The organism is Microbacterium sp. GW823-FHT02G05 (assembly GCF_058797175.1).
This window is the reverse complement of the sequence record NZ_JBXAJK010000001.1, coordinates 404,892-422,317: the sequence shown is the minus strand read 5'-3', so window position 1 is coordinate 422,317 and position 17,426 is coordinate 404,892. Positions and strand designations below refer to the sequence as shown.

Below are 17,426 nucleotides of genomic sequence, written 5' to 3'. Positions count from 1 at the left end.
CGCATGACACGTTCCTTCCCGGATGGTTTTCTCTTCGGAGCCGCGACCGCGGCGTACCAGATCGAGGGCGCGGCCTTCGAGGACGGACGCACGGCATCGATCTGGGATGCCTTCGCGCGAATGCCCGGAGCTGTCGAGAACGCCGACAACGGCGACATCGCCTGCGATCACTACCACCGGTACCCGCAGGACGTGGCGCTCATGAAGCAGCTCGGCCTGCAGACGTACCGTTTTTCGACGTCGTGGGCGCGCGTGCGCCCCGACGGCGGCGCGGTGAATCAGAAGGGCGTCGACTTCTACAAGCGCCTCGTCGATGAACTGCTCGCGGCCGACATCCTTCCGTGGCTCACTCTCTACCACTGGGACCTGCCGCAGGCGCTGCAGGAGCAGGGCGGATGGACGAACCGCGATGTCGTCGAGCGCTTCGTCGAGTACACCGGCACGATGCACGACGCGCTCGGCGACCGCGTGAACGTGTGGACGACCCTCAACGAACCCTGGTGCTCGTCGTTCCTCTCGTACATCGGCGGAGAGCACGCTCCCGGTCACAACAGCGTCGCAGAAGGTCTGCTTGCCTCACACCACCTGCTGCTCGCACACGGCGCCGCCATCCGGGAGCTCCGCGGGCGCGACGCATCCCTCGACCTCGGCATCACCCTCAACCACACGGTCGCCGATCCGGCCGACCCGCAGAACCCGGGGGACGTGGATGCGGCGCGTCGCCTCGACGGACAGTTCAACCGCTGGTTCCTCGACCCGATCTATCGGGGCGAGTACCCCGCCGACGTCGTGGACGACATCCGCGCGGTGGATGCTGCGGCTGTCGACGCCTTCGAGGCGGCCGTGCACGACGGCGACCTCGCGCTCATCTCGCAGCCCATCGACACTCAGGGCGTCAACTATTACCACGGCGACCTCGTCTCGGGCGAGGCGCAGGAGGTCCCGCCGGTGCACGTCGCTCCCGCGACCGACTGGCCGGGGCGCAACCCCTTCCCGGCGGCCGACAGCGTGCACAATGTCGAGCGCGGGCTGGCTCGCACGGCACAGGGCTGGGAGGTGCAGCCCGAGGGGCTGACCCGCCTGCTGCAGCGCCTCTGGACCGAATACGCCCAACCGGCTGGGGTCGCGCTCGCCGTCACCGAGAACGGTGCCGCCTACGACGACACGGTCGTGATCGAAGACGGACAGACCCGCGTGCATGATGTCGAGCGCACCGACTTCCTCCGTGGACACCTCGGCGCCACGCTCGACGCGCTCGATGCCGGCGTGGATGTCCGTGCGTTCTTCTACTGGTCGCTGTTCGACAACTACGAATGGTCGTGGGGCTACGCGAAGCGCTTCGGCATCGTGCGCGTCGACTATGAGACCCAGGAGCGTTCGGTGAAAGACAGCGGTCGGGAGTACGCTCGCATCATCACCGCCCGCTCGTTGTAGCACCCGGCGGTGCACGAAGGGGGAGCTGTGCCGTCTCGGGCGACGATCGAAGAAGTGGCCTCCGCTGCGGGGGTCTCGCGGTCGACGGTGTCGCGGGTGGTCAACGGCTCGACTGCTGTGAGCCCGGAGGCACTGGACGCGGTGAACGCGGCGATCCAGCGCCTCAACTACGTACCCAACCGCGCGGCGCGATCGCTGGCCTCGCGGCAGACCCACGCGATCGCGCTGATCGTTCCCGAAGACACCACCACGTTCTTCGGCGACCCGTTCTTCGCCGCGATCGTGGCGGGGATCACCGGGGCGCTGGGCGGATCCGACTATCTGCTCAACCTGCTCATCGCCAGCAATGACCCCGGCAACAAGATGACGAGCTTCATCCGCAACGGCGGCGTCGACGGTGCGCTCATCGTGTCGCACCACACGAGCGACGCCTTCATCGATCAGATCGCCGATGCCGTTCCCGTGGTCTTCGGCGGCCGTCCTGCGGCGGTGGGTGACAACGACTACGTGGTCGACATCGACAACGTCGCGGGCGGTCGCACGGCCACCGCACACCTCGTCCGGGCGGGTCATTCGCGCATCGCGGTGATCAACGGGCCGCGCACGATGCTTGCGGCGGCGGATCGTGCGCAGGGCTTCCACGCAACGCTGGCGGACGCAGGACTCGTGGCCTTCGCTGAAGCAGAGGGCGACTACACGGAGGCCAGCGGCGCCGCCGCGATGCGACAGATCCTCGCCGTCGGACGCCCGGACGCGGTCTTCGTGGCGAGCGACCTGATGGCGCGCGGTGCGCTCAGTGTGCTGAACGCGGCGGGGATTCGCGTGCCGGAAGATGTGGCGCTCATCGGCTTCGATGATTCGCCCATCGCGCTGACGACGACGCCACTGCTCACGACTGTGCGGCAGCCGATGTACGCCCAGGGCGAGGAGATGGCGAACGTGCTGCTCGCGCGCCTCGCTGGAGGCACACCGCCGCAGACGACGATCCTGTCGACCGAACTCGTCGTGCGCGAGTCGGCGTAGTCGTTCAGGAGGCCGGGAGGGTGGCGAGCTCTGACTCGTGCACGCCCAGCGTGAGGTAGCGCTCGTGCAGGGCGGCCACGGCCGCCCCGTGTGCGCCGGCGTACTCGCCGAGTGCGGAGAACACCAGCCGAGGGGCGAGCCCGAGATGGTGCGTGAGCATCGTCTCGTAGCGCGGCAGGTCGTCGACGAGCGATGCGGAGACGCCGCCGCCGAGCACGATGACCTCGGGCTCGCAGGAGACGGTCGCGGCGGTCAGGACGATGAGCAGCGCCTGATCGAAGTGCGCCCGGAGGGAGCGCAGCGGCTGGGGGGCATCTGTGGCGAAGATCTCGGCGGGGGAGGTGATGGCGATCCCGGATTCGGCGGCGAGGCGCGTGAGGCCGGGGCCTGTCACCATGAGCTCGAGGCGCGTACCGAGCGGGCCGGCAGGAAGCTGGCCGAACTCGCCGACCACGCCCTGCTTGCCGCGCAGGATGCGCCCATCGACGGCGACGCCCGCACCGAGACCGGCGCCGATCGTCAGCATGACGGCGGTGGGGATGCCACGAGCGGCACCGAAGTGCTGCTCGCCGAGGAGGGCGAGGTTCGCGTCGTTGTCGCCGCGCACGGGGAAGCCGAGTTCCTGTGTGAGCAGGTCGATGAACTCGGAGCGCTCGAGCTGCGGCATGTTGGGGGCGTTGGTGATCGTGTGGCCGTCGCTGCTCACGGCCCCGGGCAGGCCGACGAAAGCGCACCGAAGGTACGAATGCTCGGTGCCGGCGAGGCTGCGGATCTCGTTCGCGACCCACCGCGCGAGTTCGTGTGCGTCGGCGCCCTGTGGTGTCGGCAGACTGGTCTGCGCGCGGATCGCCCCTCCGAGGTCGGCGGTCACGAGCCGGGTGTTGGATGCTCCGAGGTCGACTCCGATGACTTCACTGTGCGGGGTGTGGATGTCGAGGAGGACAGCTCGGCGCCCCCGCTGCTCGGAGACGAGCTCGGACACCTCGTACACGAGGCCGTCGGCGATGAGCTGATCGATCGCACGGGTGACGGTGGCGGCCGAGATGCCGGTGAGGTCGGCGAGGTGCTTGCGCGTGACGGGTCTGTGACGCAGCAGGTGTGCGAGCACCGTGTTGCGGTTGATCTCACGTGTGTCGTGGACCACGGAACCCCCTCTGCGCGGCGAAATCGACTGGTTCGACCATACTTCCATATTCGCGTCACCGAGATTGCAATAAGGGCGCCGGAGCGTCGTCGGCAGCGCTCCCCCTGGGGAATTTCCCACTTCTTGGCGATTCCGGCTTGACTTTGATTTCGCAATGCAATCAAATAGGCATGTCAACGGCGACACCCCACCCAGGGGTCAGCCCTCCCGCTGTGCAGGTTGAAAGGCTTTCTCATGACTACCCGAATCGCTCGCCGCGGCGCGCACGTAGCTCTCACCGGCATCGTTGCCGGTGCACTTCTGCTCACCGGCTGCGCCGCCCCCGCAGCAACCTCCGGTGATTCCGCCGCCGAGCCGAAGACTCCCGCCGCTGAGCCCAGCCTCGAGTTCACCGGCCCCAACGGCGAGACCCCCGGTCCCCTGGCCGATGTCGTTCTCACCGCGGACGAAGAGAAGCAGATCGCCGACGGCGACCTCACCGCAGCCTTCATCTGGCACACCTCCGGAGACTTCGTCGCCGCCGTCGAACAGGGCGCGCGCCAGGAGTTCGAGCGCCTCGGCGTCGAGGTCGTCGCGAGCACCCAGGCGGGCTTCGACGCCGCGACCCAGGCGAACAACGTGCAGACCGTGATGGCGCTCAAGCCCGACATCGTCGTGGCGATCGCCGTCGACCCCACCTCGGCGGCCACCTCGTTCCAGCCGATCAAGGATGCCGGTGCGAAGCTCGTCATCATGACAACGCCGCCCGCGGGGTGGAAAGCCGGGACCGACTTCGTCTCGATCGTGACGGAAGACCTCGCCAAGGCGGGTCGCGCGAACGCGGAGATCCTCGGTGACGCGCTCGACGGCACGGGCGAGATCGGGTACCTGAGCTACAACGCGAACTTCTGGTTCACGAACCAGCGCGACGAGTCGTTCAAGGCATGGACGGCGTACTCGTACCCCGACATCACGATCGTCGAGGAGCAGGGCTTCGCGCAGGAGACCGATACGCAGACCATCGCTGCCGCGATGATCGCGAAGAACCCGAACCTCAAGGGCATCTACGTCTCGTGGGCGACGGCTGCGCAGGGCGTGCTCGCGGCGATCAAGGCATCCGGTCGCACCGACATCCAGGTCGTCACCAACGATCTCGACACGACCGTCGCCGCGGCGATGCTCAACGGGTCGAACGTCGCAGGCATGGTCGGAAACGGATCGATCGACATCGGTGTCGGCCTCGCCCGCGCGGGCGCGTACGGTGTGCTGGGCAAGACGGCACCTGCGCTGGTCGCGAGCGACCCGACCAAGGTCAGCGCCGACAATCTCGACGCAGGATGGCTCGCCGACTACGGCGTCGAGCCTCCGGCGAGCGTCACCGGAAAGTAGCCTCAGCAGCCAGGGGGCGGTGTGCACTCACCGCTCCCTCCTTCCTCGAAAGAGAGCCCATGTCCTCTGTGATGACGGTCTTCGGACCCGTGCCGTCGGCCGATCTCGGTCGCGTCATGCCCCATGAGCACCTTTTGTCGCTGGTGCCGGGTCCGTGGCTGACGGCGGGTCGCGTCGACAACCAGGTCGACCTGGCGATCGGGGCGCTCGATGGCCTGCACTCCGCCGGTTTCGGCGCGGTCGTCGACCTGTCGCCGTACGGAGTCGTGGGCCGCAGCGCCGACGGTGCGAATGTGACCCAGCTGCGTGAGATCTCGCGGCAGAGCGGAGTCGACATCGTCGCAGGAACCTCGATCTACTTGGAGGCCTATGCGCCGGAATGGGCGCGTGAGGCTCCGCTCGGTCAGCTCGTGGCTCGACTGGTGGCCGACGCGGCCACTGGTATCGGCACCACCGACGTGCGCGCCGGTGTCTACGGCGAGCAGGCCACGAGTCTGGGCGAGATCACCCCGTTCGAGGAGCGGATGCTGCGCGCGGTCGCTCGCGCGCACGCCGAGAACGGCCTGGCGATCTTCACGCATACGACGCACGGGACGATGACGCAGGAGCAGCTCGACATCCTGCAGTCCGACGGCGCCGATCTCGATCGTGTCGTGATCGGGCACATCGATACGCAGCTGAGCCTCGATGTCGCCCGGGCCGTGTTGGATCGCGGCGCACTCATCGCTGTCGACACGATCGGCAAAGAGACCTGGGACTTCTTCCTAGAGCCCGCACCTGCGCGGCGCCCGGATGGCGAGTTCGTGAAGCACGCATTCGCACGCAGCGACGAGGGGCGGGCCGACATGGTCGCGCAGCTCGTCGCAGAGGGTTACGGCGAGCGGATTCTGCTGGCGCAGGACCTCACCGGCGCGGAAGTCTGGATGAACCCCGACACCCACGGACAACGCGGCTACATGTATCTCGCCGACGTCTTCCTGCCGATGCTGCGCGAGCGGGGCGTCGACGAGGCGGCGATCGATGCGATGACACGCACGACCCCCGTCCGCATGCTGGAGGTGATCGCATGACCGGCTTGCTGATCGGCATCGATCTCGGCGGCACGAAGATGCACGTCGGAGCGGTGAGGGCGGATGCGACCGCGCAGCGGCTCTCACTGGAGGCGGAGCGCGTGGTTCCGACGCCGAGCGGCGGCGGCGCGGGTCTGCTCGACGCTCTCGTGACGACGGTCTCGGCGTTGCGGGATGAGGTGGGCGCCGGGCCCATCGTGGCGATCGGCCTGGGCGGTGCCGGGGTGCCGCAGGCAGACGGCGGCTTCTCAGATGCTCCCAATCTGGGAGACGTCGAGTTCGATCTCGTTGCCGCACTCGGAGTCCACTTCGCGTGCCCCGTCACGCTCGACAACGACGCCAACGTCGCTGCCATCGGAGAGCTCGTCGCTGCGGCGACGACGGACTCTTTCGCCTACGTCGCTGTCGGAACCGGCATCGGCATGGGGCTCGTCCTCGGCGGGGAGCTCGTCCGTGGTGCGCGGGGTGCGGCCGGAGAGATCGGCTACCTCCCCCTGGGCGCCGACCCGCTGGATCCCGCCCATCACCGGCGCGGGGCGCTGGAAGAGGCCGTCGCCGGTGATGTTCTCGCCGCGCGCGACCCGGGCGCCCGGAACGTGCGCGAAGTATTCGACCGCGCCGCAGCAGGTCAGCCCGATGCGGTGGCTGCTATGGACGCACAGGCTCAGTGGATCGCGTACGCACTCGCATCCGTGATCGCCGTTGTCGACCCCGGCGCTTTCGTCCTCGGCGGCGGAATCGGCTCTCGTGCAGAGCTGCGCGCCCCGATCCAGCAGTGGCTCGCCCGTCTCGGCCACCCCGATGTGCCGCTGCGCATCTCTACCCTGGGCTCCGCCGGAGCCGTCCTCGGAGCGATCGAGCTGGCTCGTCGTTCGATGTCATCGTTGACAGGAGCATCCGCATGACCACCGTTGCCACCCCGGCCCCTCTGCTGCAGAGGATGCGACACGACTGGCAGAAGTACGTCGTCTACATCGGCTTCGTGCTCGTGTTCGTGTTCTTCGCGATCACGCAGGGCGCGAACTTCCTCAACCTCACGACGCTCGTGAACATCGCCACGCAGGCGGCACCGATCACGATCATGGCTGTCGGCACGGTGTTCGTGCTGAGCCTGGGCGAGATCGACCTGTCGATCGGGTCGACGGTCGCGCTCTCGGCGCTCTCCGCGGCGGTCGCCCTGCAGGTCACCGGCTGGTGGTGGGCTGGCGCGCTCGCGGGCCTCCTCGTCGGTGCGCTCGTCGGCTTCGTCAACGGCGTCTTCATCACCGCGTTCCGATTGCCGTCGTTCCTTGTGACCCTCGCCACGATGGGCCTGGTCGCAGGCCTCGCGCAGCAGATCACCAACCTGCAGTCGGTGCCGGTGACGGATGCCACATTCGTCTGGATCTTCGGCGGCGGAACGCTCGCCGGGGTGCCGATTCTCATCTGGTGGTCACTCGTGATCGCGGTCCTCGGCTGGCACGTGCTGCGCCAGCGTCGCGCCGGTGCGCACGTGCTCGCGGTCGGCAACAACGCGCAGGCCGCCCGCGTCAGCGGTGTGAAGGTGGCGCGGGTGCGCCTCATGGTCTTCACCTTCTCGGGTGTCGCGGCGGCGCTCGCCGGCATCCTCTACGCCGGACGCCTCGCGGGTGCCACCTACACACTCGGCACCGCGGACCTGATGAGCGTCCTCGCCGCCGTGATCGTCGGCGGCACGGCGCTCGCCGGAGGTCGAGGCTCGATCATCGGTGCCGTCGTCGGCAGCCTGTTCATGAGCATGATCAACTACGGACTTCTGCTGGGAGGCCTCACTGTGGCGCAGCAGATGATCGTGCGCGGTGTCATCATCCTTCTCGCCGTCACCCTGTCGCTGCGCGGCAAGAAAGGTCAGTGACCGATGTTCCTCTCGCTTCTTCAGCGTCGCAACGCCGCACTGCTGCAGGCCGCGGCCGCGTTCCACCGCAGCGGTGAGCTGCCTCCCAACACCTTCGTGATCGACCTCGACGCGGTGGAGCGCAACGCGCGCACGATCAGCGCCGAAGCGGCACGGCTGGGCCTTCGTCCTTTTGCGATGACGAAGCAGATCGGTCGCAATCCGGATGCGTCGCGCGCGATCCGCCGCGGCGGAATCAGCGAGGCCGTCGGCGTCGACCTTGAGTGCGCGGTCGCCGCCGCGACGGGCGGACTCGCCACGGGCCACCTGGGGCACCTCGTGCAGATTCCGCGGCATCGGGCCGCCGAGGCATCCGCTCTCCACCCCCGCTACTGGACGGTCTTCTCGGAGCAGAAGGCACGCGAGGCGGGAGCTGCCGCCCTCGCACACGGACGGGTGCAAGACGTGCTGCTGCGCGTCGTCGCCCCCGGCGACCGCTTCTACACGGGGCACGAGGGTGGCTTCGATGCCGAGCGCATCGTTGAGCACGCGCGGGTGATCGACGCACTGCCCGGTGTGCGGGTGGCCGGGGTGACGACCTTCCCGGCGACGCTCGTCGACGGCGAGAGCGGCGAGGCGCAGACGACTCCGAACCTGCAGACGCTGGCTCAGGCGAAGCGGCGACTGCAGGATGCCGGGTTCGAAGACGTGCAGATGAATGCCCCGGGCACGACATCGACCGCGACCCTGGCGCGTCTCGCTGAGGCAGGCGCGACGCAGGTCGAGCCGGGGCATGGACTCACCGGCACGACCCCGCTGCACGCACGCGTTGACCTGCTCGAAGAGCCGGCAATCGCCTACGTGACCGAGGTCTCCCACCTCTGGGACGACCGCGCCTACGTCTTCGGCGGCGGACTCTATGTCGACCCCGTACACGGGATCCCCGCGACGTCGGCGCTCATCGTGCGCGATGGCGAAGACCCCGCGATCCTCACCGCTCGTCCGGTCGAGATGCCCGCGCCGGAGGCGATCGACTACTACGCGCGCATTCCGCTTGACGCTCCCGCCGACGCCGCCGAGGGCGACACCGTGATCTTCGGGTTCCGACCGCAGGTGTTCGTGAGCCGCGGGCTCACCGCCGGCATCCGCGGGCTTTCGACCGGATCCCCGCAGCTCGCGGACATCTGGTCGTCGAACGGCGCGCCGCCGCTGCGCGCCACCGCCGAGACGGCCGCGGTCGCGGTCGCGCAGCAGGAGGTCGGAGCATGAGCATCAACGACACCGCCATCGACGCGCCCCTCGAACTGCGCGGGATCACCAAGAGCTTCGGCGCGGTGACCGCGATCCACAACTTCGATCTGCGGGTCGAACCGGGTGAGATCGTCGCGCTCGTCGGTGACAACGGCGCAGGCAAGTCGACACTCATGAAGATCATCGCGGGTGTCTATCAGCCCAGCGGCGGTGAGATCCTGCTGCGCGGGCAGAAAGTGTCGCTGGCGGATGCCTCGGCCGCACAGGCGCAGGGCATCGAGGTCGTCTACCAGGACCTCGCGCTCGTCGATCAGCAGCCCGTGTACATGAACCTGTTCCTGGGGCGTGAGCTGACTCGGGGCGTGTGGCCGTTCACCGTGCTCGACCGCGCCGAGATGGCACGGCAGACGCAGAAGCTCGTTGACGACCTCGACGTGCGCATCCCGAGTGCGAAGGCGACCCTGTCGGACCTCTCGGGTGGTCAGCGTCAGGCGATCGCGATCTCGCGCGCCACGCACTGGGCGAGCAACCTCGTGCTCATGGATGAGCCGACCGCCGCACTCGGCGTGGCCGAGACCGCGAAAGTCGAGTCGCTCATCCTGCGTCTGCGCGAGCGCGGCACCGCTGTCGTGATTGTCAGCCACAACATGGAGCAGGTTTTCCGCATCGCCGACCGTGTCACCGTGCTGCGCCGCGGCACCCAGGTGGGCACCATGCGCGTGGCTGACACCTCGCACAATGAGCTGGTCTCGATGATCACGGGCCTCGCCGGGTAGACGTCGCCTACGGTGGGGGCATGGCATCCATCGATCTGAACTCCGACCTGGGGGAGAACTCCCCAGGTCGGATCGTGAGCGACGACGAGGGCATGCTCGAGGTCGTGTCGAGCGCGAACGTGTCGTGCGGGTTCCACGCCGGCACGCCGGCGGGCATCCAGGCGACCCTGAGGAACGCGATCACGCGCGGTGTCGTGGTCGGTGCGCATCCGAGCTACCGCGATTTCGAGGGCTTCGGGCGCACCGCGATGGACGTCACCGGGGCTGTCCTCCAGGCCGAGGTCGAAGAGCAGATCGCGACGCTCTCCTCATGGGCCGCCGCGGCCGGTGGCCGAGTCGCCTACGTCAAGCCGCACGGTGCGCTCTACAACACGATCGCCCACGACGAGGCGCAGGCGGCAGCGGTCATCGCGGCGGTGCGCGCTGTGGACCCCGGACTCGTGCTGCTGGGGCTCGCGGGAAGCCTTGTCCTGGAGCGGGCGCAGCGAGCGGGACTCGCGGTCGCCGCAGAGGCCTTCGCCGACCGCGGATATCTGTCGGACGGTCGTCTCGTGCCTCGCACGCACCCCGGTGCCCTGCTGCATGACCCGGCGACGGTGGCCGAGCGGATGCTGCGCCTCGTCGACACCGGAATGATCGACGCTGTCGACGGGACGCTGGTGCCGGTGCGCGCCGAGTCGATCTGCGTGCACGGCGACAGCCCGGGATCCATCGCCATGGCCCGTGAGGTGCGGCGACGGCTCGACGCAGCCGGAGTCCGCATTGCCCCCTTCGCGAAGTGACGGCCATGCGCATCCTCCGAGCTTCGGATCGGGCGCTGCTCGTCGAGACCGCCGACCTCGATGAGGCCATGCGGCTGAATCGGGCACTCACCGCCGCGGCCGTGCCTGGGCTTCTGGAGCTCGTGCCCGGTGCGCGGACGGTGCTGGTCCGATTCGATCCGCGACGAGTGACCGCGGAGGCGCTGGCCGAGATCGTCGGGACGATCGAAGCGTCCGCGGATGCCTCCGCCGACGCTGTGCTCGTGGAGATTCCCGTGCACTACGACGGCGACGACCTGGCCGACGTCGCCGACCTGCTGGGCATCTCCGCAGAGGACGTGATCGTCCGGCACCTGGCCGCGTCGTGGACTGTGGCATTCGCGGGCTTCGCTCCCGGATTCGGATACCTGATCGGGGATGATCCGCTGTTCGACGTGCCGCGCCGCGCGACCCCGCGTACGCGGGTTCCCGCCGGAGCCGTCGGGCTCGCAGGACGCTTCAGTGGCATCTATCCGCGTGAGAGTCCCGGAGGGTGGCAGCTCATCGGCCGCACGGATGCGGTGATGTGGGACGCGGAGCGCGAACCGCCGGCACTGCTCGCCCCCGGGACGCAGGTGCGGTTCGTGCGGGCGTCCCTCCTCGCCGGCCCGGCCTCGCACCGAGACGAGTCGCCCGTTGCTCGTCCGCGCCGGCTGCACCGTGACGATGCGCAGCGCCGTATCGACATCCTCTCCGCACCCTTCCCGATCCTGATTCAGGACCTCGGTCGCCCGGGCCACGCGGCCCTTGGCGTCTCGGCTTCGGGGGTCGCGGATCGCACGGCGATGCGGGCGGCGAACCGCGCGGTGGGCAATGCCCCGGATGCGGCGGTGCTCGAGATCACAGCCGGTGGAGCCGCACTGAAGCTCACCGGCGCGCTGGTCGTCGCCGTGACCGGTGCGGTCGGCGAGCTCGTCGTCACAGATCGCACCGGCGAAGAGCGCCCCGTCCCGCACGGGGCACCTTTCGCCGTGTTCGACGGCGACGTGCTGCACGTCGGCGCGCCCGAAAGAGGTCTTCGTTCCGTGCTCGCGGCACGCGGAGGCATCCGCTCAGTGCCGGTCCTCGGTAGCCTCGCGACCGATACTCTCGCGGGCCTCGGTCCTGCGCCGCTGCGGGCGGGGGACACGATTGGATTGGGGGATCCGCGCAGCGCGCCGGATCTGGTCGATCCCGTAGCGCTGCCGCGTGATCTTCCGACACCCGGCGAGACCGTCACGCTGGAGATCACCCTGGGGCCGCGCGATGACTGGTTCACTGCCGATGCTCTTCAGGCGCTCACAGGTCAGGATTGGGAGGTGACGGCCCGTGGCGATCGCGTCGGCATCCGCCTGGCGGGCGCGGTGCCACTGCAGCGGTCGGTACAGGGCGAACTGCCGAGCGAGGGGGCGGTGACGGGTGCGCTGCAGGTGCCGCCCGACGGACAGCCCGTGCTGTTCCTGCCGGACCATCCGCTCACGGGCGGGTACCCGATCATCGGCGCCGTGACGGATGAGTTCCTGGACCTGGCTGCGCAGCTCCCGCCCGGCGCGCGCGTGCGGTTCACCGTCCGCGACGCCTAGCCTCCTGCTTCTCCGCTCAGGTGATGGTCGCGCGGATGGCGTTGTTCCAGGGATCCTCGAAGTGCACGGTCTGCCCGTCGTCGCGCACGGCTGTGCCGAAGTGCGCCAGTCGTTCGCCGAGCTCGCCGAGTGCATCGCTGTTCGGCAGCAACAGGTCGACCTGACCGAGGCCGAGCGCCGGCATGCGGGGTCCGGCGCCGCGAGAATTCCACACGTTCATCGCCATGTGGTGGTGATACCCGCCCGCGCTGACGAACAGTGCCTGATCGCCGAGCGAGGCCGTGGCATCGAAGCCGAGCCGGTCAACATAGAACGCGCGGGCAGTCGCCATATCGCCGACGGACAGGTGCACATGGCCGATCTGGGCGGGGTCGGCCGTCGTCGGGGGCGCATCCTCGCGCAGGTGCTCGCTCAAGAACATGTTCGGGTCAAGGTAGAGGGTCGCCATCTCGACCTGGCCGTGCGTCCAGGACCAGTCGGTGCGCGCGCGATCCCAGTACAGCTCGATGCCGTTGCCCTCCGGGTCGGTCAGATAGAACGCCTGGCTGACGAGGTGGTCGGCGCTGCCCGTGAACGTGCGCGGGGCGTGCTGTGCGACCGAGAACAGGGCGGACGCGAGCGCCGCCTGCGACTCGAACAGGATCGCGGTGTGGAAGAGCCCGGCCGCACCCGGCTGCGCGTGGCGGAGCGCGGGACTGTGCTGCAGGACGACGAGCTCGCGCCCGGCGCGACCCAGAGCGACGGCATCGCCGTCCGCACGCAGCACCTGCAGCGTGACAACTTCGCGATAGAACGCGGTCATGGCGTCGAGGTCGGCGACGAGAAGGGTCACCGCACCCATGGAAGTTGCCTCGGCAAGTTTTTCGCGCATGACCGTCACAACGTCTTGGAGGGTGCGCCTATTCCTCTGTCGAGCCCGCCGTGTCCGCGCAACGTCGAACGGTCCCAGAAACCCCGCCACGGGAACGCCGTGAGGGGGAGTTTCTGGGACCGCTCAGGGTAGCGCCAGTGCGCAGGGGTTACGCGGGGTCGCCGCCCAGCGGGCCCACAGCCTCCAGCGGCTTGGGGTCGTCGGCGCCGGTCTTGCGTGCGCGGGCGATCAGGTTGCCGCCGTGGTAGATCACGATGGCGGCGAGGGTCGCGATCACGATGCCGCCGAGCTCGAAGCCGGATCCCTCGTCCTTGATCATGAAGCCGCCGACGGCGATGATCAGCGCGACCGCTGCCGTGTACTGGTTGACCGGGCGCGAGAAGTCGACCTTCGCATCGACCCAGATCTTGATGCCGATGACACCGATCAGGCCGTACAGAGCGGTCGTGATGCCGCCGAGTACACCGGCCGGAACCGAGTTGATGATCGCGCCGAACTTGGGCGACATGCTGAGCAGGATCGCGGCGATGCCGGCAACCCAGTAGGCGGCCGTCGAGTACACGCGGGTCGACGCCATGACGCCGATGTTCTCACCGTAGGTTGTCGTGCCGGATCCGCCGAAGAAGCCGGCGAGCGAGGTTGAGACACCGTCAGCGATGAGCGCCTTGCCGGTCTGCTTGTTGATCTCGGGGTCTTCGACCATCGTCGCGACGCCGCGCACGTGCCCCACGTTCTCGGCGATCAGCACGAGCACGACGGGCAGGAACATGGCCATCGCCGTCCAGGTGCCGGGGGAGGCGAAGTCGGGAAGCTGGAAGGTCGGCAGGCCGATCCAATCTGCCTTCTCGACGGCCTCGAAGTTGAGCTCGCCACGGAACGCGGCGAAGATGTAGCCCGCGATCACGCCGAGGAAGATCGAGATGCGCCCGAGGAACCCACGGAACAGCACCGCGAAGAGGATCGTCACGGCGAGCGTGACTGTCGCCGTGACCGGGGCCTTGACGAAGTTGCCGTGTGCGGCCCCGGCGAGGTTGAAGCCGATGAGCGCGACGATCGTGCCCGCGAGCACGGGCGGCAGGAAGCGGTCGACCCACTTGACTCCGACCGTGTGCACGACGACACCGATGAGCGCGAGCAGCAGGCCGACAGCGACGATGCCGGCGAGGGCTGAGCCCATGCCGGCCGAGGCGGTCGCTGCCGTCACCGGGGCGATGAAGGCGAACGACGAGCCCAGGTAGCTGGGGAGCTTGTTGCGCGTGACGAGCAGGAACAGGATCGTACCGACACCGCTGAAGAGCAGGGTGGTGGGCACGGGGAAGCCGGTCAGGATCGGAACGAGGAACGTCGCGCCGAACATCGCGATGACGTGCTGCACGCCGATCGCGATCGTCGCAGGCCAGTTCAGGCGTTCTTCGGGGCGCACGACGGCGCCGGGTTCGACCGTGCGCCCGTTTCCGTGCAGGGTCCACAGGGGCATGGGGGCTCCTCAGAGTCGGGGATGAAGGATGCTGGGAAAACACTAGCGATTCCTGAGCGTTTCCTGTGCGCATGCGTCGGCTCGGATGCGGTTCGGTGCGGCTTCTGCGATTCATCCGCGCTCTGCGAGGTCGTGCGGCAAGGGCTGGCGCATCCAGGCCCCTAACAGATACCCCCAGGGGTATCTGTTAGGCTCAAGTTCCACCCGGAAGAGGAGTCGCAGAAGTGAGCAAGAGCACGCGCGTGATCATCGTCGGTGGTGTCGCCGGAGGGATGTCGGCCGCCACCCGCCTTCGTCGTCTCGACGAGAACGCCGAGATCGTCGTGATCGAACGCGGCGACTACGTCAGCTTCGCGAACTGCGGCCTGCCCTACTACGTCGGCGGCGTGATCCCCGAGCGCGAGTCTCTGCTGTTGCAGACGCCGCAGTCGCTGAGGGCACGTTTCGCCCTCGATGTGCGCGTCGGCCACGAGGTCACGGCGATCGATCGCGACGCCCAGACGGTCACGGTCCGTGACCTGCGCACGGGCGTCGACTCCGTCGAGTACTACGACGCACTGATCCTCGCGACGGGGGCGAGCTCACGCGAGATCTATCCGCATGTCGACGGCGCCGCCCCCATCGCGACACTGCGCACGATCGACGATGTCGACCGCATCACCGCTGCGCTCGAAGGGCTCACCGACACCGGTCACGCGGTCGTCGTCGGCGGCGGATTCATCGGCCTGGAAGCGGTCGAGAATCTCGCCCACCGCGGACTCGCGGTCACGCTCGTGCAGCACGGCGCGTATCCGCTCAGCCCCCTCGACCCTGAGATGGCCAGCGTCGTCGTCGACGCGCTTCGCGCCGAGGGCGTCGATCTCCGCACTCGCACGACCGTCACCGCAATCGATGCCGACGGCGTGCACCTCGACGACGGCACGACGCTCGCCGCCGACCTCGTCATCGATGCGCGCGGTGTGCAGCCGGCAGCATCCGTCGCGGCAGCCAGTGGCCTGCGGCTCGGCCCCACCGGCGGCATCGCCGTCGACGGGCATCAGCGCACGAGTGACCCGCGCATCTTCGCTGTCGGCGACGCGGTCGAGAAGATCGACCAGATCTCCGAGGAGCCCACGCTTGTCACGATGGCGGGGCTCGCCAACCGGCACGGCCGCACGATCGCCGACGTGATCGCCTGGGAGGCGGGTCTGCTCGATGAGCGGCCAGCGGATGCGACGCCGGCAACGGGCACCGCGATCGTCGGCGTCTTCGGACTCGCCGTCGCGATGACCGGCTGGAGTGAGACCCGGCTGCGCACCGCAGGCCGGCCGCACCGCGTCATCCATGCCCACCCGGTCGACCACGCCGCCTACTACCCGGGAGCCGAGCGCCTCACGATGAAGCTGCTCGTCGATCCCGAGACCGACCTGATCCTGGGCGCGCAGGTGATCGGACGCGCGGGCGCGGACAAGCGCATTGACGTGATCGCCACCGCGATGCAGGCCGGTCTCACGGCCTCGCAGCTCTCACGACTCGAGCTCGCCTACGCACCCCAGTACGGCTCCGCGAAGGATCCGATCAACATGCTCGGCTACATCGCCGACAACCACGCCAGTGGCACGACCGACAGCATCCAATGGCATGAGCTGGATGCTGCGCGTGACGCCGGAGCGACCGTGATCGACGTGCGATCCGCCGGTGAGTACGAGCGCGGGGGCATCCCGGGCAGCCTGAACATCTCGGTGGATGAACTGCGTGCACGCGTTGCTGAGCTGCCTGAGGGCGAGCTCATCGTGCACTGCCAGGTCGGTCAGCGCGGCCACACCGCGGTGCGCATCCTGCGCCAGCTGGGGCGCGATACCCGCAACCTCGACGGCGGCTACCTGACGTGGCGTGCCGGCACCGCCATTCGCGAGCCCGTTCTTACGCCGTGAGGCGTTCGATCAATTCGCGGTAGCGTGCCGCCGTCTGCGCGACGATCTCGTCGGGCAGCGCGGGTGGCGTGCCCTGCTTGTCCCAGTGGGCGGCGAGCCAGTTGCGCACGATCTGCTTGTCGAAGGAGGCCATGCGCTCGGCGGGCGTCGTGCCCGTCGCCCACGCCGCGGCATCCCAGTAGCGCGATGAGTCGCTCGTGAGCACCTCATCGGCCAGGCGCAGCACGCCATCGCTGTCGAGACCGAACTCGAACTTCGTATCGGCGAGGATGAGCCCCTTCGCCTCGGCGATCGCGGCGGCGCGCGTGTAGATCGCCAGCGACGCGTCGCGCAGCTGGGCAGCGCGCTCGGCGCCGACCAGTTCGACCGTCTTCTCGAAGGAGATGTTCTCGTCGTGCTCGCCCATCGGGGCCTTGTAGGCGGGGGTGAACAGCGGCTCGGGCAGGCGGTCGCCGTCGGTCAGACCCGCGGGAAGGGGAATGCCGCAGACGGTTCCGGATGCCTGATACTCGAGCCATCCAGATCCGGTGAGGTAGCCGCGAACGACGCACTCCACCGGGAGCATGTCGAGTGACATGGCGAGCATGGCGCGGTCGGCGACGACATCCGGGATCTCGCCCTCGGCGAGATGATTCGGAACGTCATCCAGCTGTGCGAACCACCAGCGGCTGAGGCGTGTGAGCAGCGCGCCCTTCTCAGGAATGCCCGGCTCCAGCACGAAGTCGAACGCGCTCACGCGGTCGGATGCGACCACCAGCAGTCGAGCGTCGGCGGGGTCTTCCGGCATGTACAGATCACGCACCTTGCCTGAATAGGTGTGCTGCCAGCCGGGGATGTTCAGTGCTTCGCTCACACGAACATCTTCCCATCCGTGCCGGACTCCTC

General features: G+C 68.6%; 15 protein-coding genes. 11 read left to right on the top strand and 4 right to left on the bottom strand.

What is annotated here, in order from left to right:
- Positions 1 to 3 precede the first annotated feature (3 nt).
- Entirely contained in the window at positions 4 to 1,434 is a 1,431-nt protein-coding gene (locus AC1REM_RS01960; RefSeq protein WP_492513070.1) for a glycoside hydrolase family 1 protein, read from the top strand.
- A 27-nt stretch (positions 1,435 to 1,461) separates the two neighbouring features.
- On the top strand, positions 1,462 to 2,457 hold the full coding sequence (locus tag AC1REM_RS01955; protein ID WP_492513069.1) for a LacI family DNA-binding transcriptional regulator: 996 nt from the start codon (positions 1,462 to 1,464) through the stop codon (positions 2,455 to 2,457).
- A gap of 4 nt (positions 2,458 to 2,461) precedes the next feature.
- Here AC1REM_RS01955 and AC1REM_RS01950 read toward each other — a convergent pair whose 3' ends face one another.
- On the bottom strand, positions 2,462 to 3,601 hold the full coding sequence (locus AC1REM_RS01950; RefSeq protein WP_492513068.1) for an ROK family transcriptional regulator: 1,140 nt from the start codon (positions 3,599 to 3,601) through the stop codon (positions 2,462 to 2,464).
- A 234-nt stretch (positions 3,602 to 3,835) separates the two neighbouring features.
- On the opposite strand from AC1REM_RS01950, the gene AC1REM_RS01945 reads away from it, so the two are divergent.
- From AC1REM_RS01945 to AC1REM_RS01910, 8 genes are read left to right on the top strand one after another with little or no spacing between them, the layout of a single operon-like run.
- Positions 3,836 to 4,969, top strand: a complete 1,134-nt coding sequence (locus AC1REM_RS01945) for a substrate-binding domain-containing protein (RefSeq protein WP_492513067.1) — start codon at positions 3,836 to 3,838, stop codon at positions 4,967 to 4,969.
- A gap of 59 nt (positions 4,970 to 5,028) precedes the next feature.
- Positions 5,029 to 6,039, top strand: coding sequence for a phosphotriesterase family protein (locus tag AC1REM_RS01940; RefSeq protein ID WP_492513066.1), 1,011 nt, complete (start codon positions 5,029 to 5,031; stop codon positions 6,037 to 6,039).
- Entirely contained in the window at positions 6,036 to 6,944 is a 909-nt protein-coding gene (locus AC1REM_RS01935; protein WP_492513065.1) for an ROK family protein, read from the top strand. Before AC1REM_RS01940 ends, AC1REM_RS01935 begins: the two co-directional genes overlap by 4 nt.
- Positions 6,941 to 7,912, top strand: a complete 972-nt coding sequence (locus tag AC1REM_RS01930; protein WP_492513064.1) for an ABC transporter permease — start codon at positions 6,941 to 6,943, stop codon at positions 7,910 to 7,912. The genes AC1REM_RS01935 and AC1REM_RS01930 overlap by 4 nt, the downstream gene beginning before the upstream one ends.
- 3 nt (positions 7,913 to 7,915) lie before the next feature.
- A complete protein-coding gene (locus AC1REM_RS01925) occupies positions 7,916 to 9,160 on the top strand; it encodes an alanine racemase (RefSeq protein ID WP_492513063.1) in 1,245 nt (414 codons plus the stop codon).
- Positions 9,157 to 9,918, top strand: a complete 762-nt coding sequence (locus AC1REM_RS01920; RefSeq protein ID WP_492513062.1) for an ATP-binding cassette domain-containing protein — start codon at positions 9,157 to 9,159, stop codon at positions 9,916 to 9,918. The genes AC1REM_RS01925 and AC1REM_RS01920 overlap by 4 nt, the downstream gene beginning before the upstream one ends.
- 20 nt (positions 9,919 to 9,938) lie before the next feature.
- Positions 9,939 to 10,700 carry a LamB/YcsF family protein gene (locus tag AC1REM_RS01915; protein ID WP_492513061.1) on the top strand — a complete coding sequence of 254 codons (762 nt, stop codon included), beginning with the start codon at positions 9,939 to 9,941 and terminating at the stop codon, positions 10,698 to 10,700.
- Between the two features lie 5 nt (positions 10,701 to 10,705).
- Positions 10,706 to 12,280 (top strand): 5-oxoprolinase subunit B/C family protein, encoded by a 1,575-nt coding sequence (locus tag AC1REM_RS01910; protein WP_492513060.1) that lies wholly within the window; start codon positions 10,706 to 10,708, stop codon positions 12,278 to 12,280.
- A gap of 16 nt (positions 12,281 to 12,296) precedes the next feature.
- On the opposite strand, the gene AC1REM_RS01905 is transcribed toward AC1REM_RS01910, so the two are convergent.
- Both AC1REM_RS01905 and AC1REM_RS01900 read right to left on the bottom strand, forming a co-directional pair.
- Positions 12,297 to 13,121: a VOC family protein gene (locus tag AC1REM_RS01905; RefSeq protein WP_492513059.1), complete on the bottom strand. Its 825-nt coding sequence runs from the start codon at positions 13,119 to 13,121 to the stop codon at positions 12,297 to 12,299.
- Positions 13,122 to 13,299: 178 nt separating this feature from the next.
- Positions 13,300 to 14,628, bottom strand: coding sequence for a uracil-xanthine permease family protein (locus AC1REM_RS01900; protein ID WP_492513058.1), 1,329 nt, complete (start codon positions 14,626 to 14,628; stop codon positions 13,300 to 13,302).
- Between the two features lie 224 nt (positions 14,629 to 14,852).
- Between AC1REM_RS01900 and AC1REM_RS01895 the strand changes: the two genes are divergently transcribed.
- Positions 14,853 to 16,541 carry an FAD-dependent oxidoreductase gene (locus tag AC1REM_RS01895; RefSeq protein ID WP_492513057.1) on the top strand — a complete coding sequence of 563 codons (1,689 nt, stop codon included), beginning with the start codon at positions 14,853 to 14,855 and terminating at the stop codon, positions 16,539 to 16,541.
- On the opposite strand, the gene AC1REM_RS01890 is transcribed toward AC1REM_RS01895, so the two are convergent.
- Complete coding sequence (locus tag AC1REM_RS01890) at positions 16,531 to 17,394, bottom strand: phosphoribosylaminoimidazolesuccinocarboxamide synthase (RefSeq protein WP_492513056.1); 864 nt, start codon at positions 17,392 to 17,394, stop codon at positions 16,531 to 16,533. The two genes, AC1REM_RS01895 and AC1REM_RS01890, sit on opposite strands and share 11 nt — an antisense overlap.
- Positions 17,395 to 17,426: the final 32 nt, after the last annotated feature.

Coding starts and splice junctions, on each gene's coding strand:
- AC1REM_RS01940 (WP_492513066.1), top strand. CDS start 5,029: ATGTCCTCTGTGATGACGGTCTTCGGACCCGTGCCGTCGGCCGATCTC.
- AC1REM_RS01905 (WP_492513059.1), bottom strand. CDS start 13,121: ATGGGTGCGGTGACCCTTCTCGTCGCCGACCTCGACGCCATGACCGCG.
- AC1REM_RS01910 (WP_492513060.1), top strand. CDS start 10,706: ATGCGCATCCTCCGAGCTTCGGATCGGGCGCTGCTCGTCGAGACCGCC.
- AC1REM_RS01935 (WP_492513065.1), top strand. CDS start 6,036: ATGACCGGCTTGCTGATCGGCATCGATCTCGGCGGCACGAAGATGCAC.
- AC1REM_RS01945 (WP_492513067.1), top strand. CDS start 3,836: ATGACTACCCGAATCGCTCGCCGCGGCGCGCACGTAGCTCTCACCGGC.
- AC1REM_RS01900 (WP_492513058.1), bottom strand. CDS start 14,628: ATGCCCCTGTGGACCCTGCACGGAAACGGGCGCACGGTCGAACCCGGC.
- AC1REM_RS01960 (WP_492513070.1), top strand. CDS start 4: ATGACACGTTCCTTCCCGGATGGTTTTCTCTTCGGAGCCGCGACCGCG.
- AC1REM_RS01925 (WP_492513063.1), top strand. CDS start 7,916: ATGTTCCTCTCGCTTCTTCAGCGTCGCAACGCCGCACTGCTGCAGGCC.
- AC1REM_RS01915 (WP_492513061.1), top strand. CDS start 9,939: ATGGCATCCATCGATCTGAACTCCGACCTGGGGGAGAACTCCCCAGGT.
- AC1REM_RS01920 (WP_492513062.1), top strand. CDS start 9,157: ATGAGCATCAACGACACCGCCATCGACGCGCCCCTCGAACTGCGCGGG.
- AC1REM_RS01930 (WP_492513064.1), top strand. CDS start 6,941: ATGACCACCGTTGCCACCCCGGCCCCTCTGCTGCAGAGGATGCGACAC.